The following is a 1671-nucleotide window of genomic DNA, read 5'->3' on the forward strand; positions in this document are numbered from 1 at the left end:
CCTGCATTCCCCAAGTGGCGTGTCGTTTGAGGTGAAGATCGCCTGTATCCGAGCGCTAGACAAGGATTTTCTGCCGCAAGCGGCACCTGCGGTCGCGCAGACTGCTGGATCTGGACGGATCAGACCGCGAAGCCGCTGTTTCCTTGCCCAGGGGCGGCGTTTTTCAGCGCAGCGGACAGATCTGTCCAGCCGCTTTCGTTCAGTTTGAGCGTGGATCGCGATCATGCGCATAGCGGTGGCGCTCGCAATCGGCGGATAGCGGCGAGGATGGCGCGTACCATCGTGCCGGTGACAGCGACCTCGGCCAGCTGGAAGGTGATGGTGCGGGCGTGACGGACCACACGTGCCCCGATCTTGATCAGCTTCAGTTGCAGGCTGGTCAACGACCAGTCGGCCATGGCCTCGGGCAGCTCGATGCAGCGCAAGAAGGTGGCCAGGTTGTACGCCAGGGCGTGCAGTTGCAGCCGCACCTCATTGTCGCGGAACTTCCGGCACGACAGCCGCGTCCAGCGAAAGGCGTATTTGCCCTCTTTGATGTGCTGCTCGGCGGTGCCGCGCTGGTTGTAGAACCGCACCACCCAGTCCGGCTCCATCGGCAGGTTGGTGACGATGAAGCCGACACGCGGGAACAGTTCGCCCGGATGCCATTCGATCTTGGCGATCACCCGGCGTTCCTTGTCCCAGGACGCCGCCTGATACTCGAATTCCTCGAAGAACCGCTTGACCTTGGTCAGTGACGGCCGCCCGACAGGGCGCGTTAGCCGATGCGCGATCTTGTCCTTGAGGACCGCGTTTGCGGGCAGCCGGATGGCGTAGAAGAACCGCGCTTCTTCCAATCGCTCATAGATCGCCGGGATCGCGTAGGCAGCATCGGCCCGGAAGAACCTGCCACCAAGGTCGCGCTCCGCGTAGCGCGCAATGACGGGGTCGAGAACATCACGCCAGCCATCGGCGCTGTGGACGTTGCCATGGCGCAGGGCGCAGCGTTCCAGCATCCCGAACTGGTTGAACAGAAAGTTGGGGTGATAGCAGCTACAGTCGAAATGGCCATTCCAGGCGGACCCTTCCTGGTCGCCATGGGTCGGGCTGACCGAGCTGTCCATGTCCAGAACGATGTACTTCAGCCCGTTACGGTCATGGAACCGGTCGATCCATTGCCCGTTCAGGTCGGCCAGCGCGGCACGGTTCCCGGCCAGAGCCAGCGTCTCGGTCTCGAACCGTCCCATCTGCGATGCCGAGGCCGCTTGTGCATCGACCGCTCTGCCGCCGACAACTTGGCGCATGACCGGATCGCAGGCGAGACGGTTGGCGTCGTTGACATCCTCGTATCCGGCCAGCCGCCCAAAGACTGATTGCCGGAACAGGCCGTCGAGCCGATGGACCGTGTTCTTGCCAGAGCGAGTATCGCGCAGCGCCGCTGACGCCAAATCGGACAACCCGAGCGCGTCATCAAGCTCGCGCATCACCAGAAGGCCGCCGTCGGAACTGAGCTGCGTGCCGCGAAATTCCAGCCGCACGCGAGGGTCGAAATCCACCCGATCTGCCCGTTGCAAGCCCGCACCCTCTGGGTGATCCATGAAACGCGCCCCTCGCAGCCTTCAACACCATGTTTTATATAGGAAATATAATGGTCAGGACAGCGAAATCAGCGCCTTACTTGGGAAATGTGGG

Annotated in this window: 2 protein-coding genes; one reads left to right on the forward strand and one right to left on the reverse strand. The window is 62.4% G+C overall.

Annotated features, from left to right (window positions below; all coding sequences use genetic code 11):
• On the forward strand, window positions 1–208 hold a 208-nt coding region (locus B5X69_RS21810), incomplete at its 5' end, for a hypothetical protein (protein WP_206752332.1).
• A gap of 13 nt (window positions 209–221) precedes the next feature.
• Here the strand turns inward: B5X69_RS21810 and B5X69_RS20655 are convergent.
• Complete coding sequence (locus tag B5X69_RS20655; RefSeq protein WP_006473457.1) at window positions 222–1577, reverse strand: IS1380-like element IS1247 family transposase; 1356 nt, start codon at window positions 1575–1577, stop codon at window positions 222–224.
• Between the last annotated feature and the right edge of the window lie 94 nt (window positions 1578–1671).

The sequence above is a fragment of the Sphingopyxis flava genome (assembly GCF_900168005.1).
GTDB lineage: Bacteria > Pseudomonadota > Alphaproteobacteria > Sphingomonadales > Sphingomonadaceae > Sphingopyxis > Sphingopyxis flava.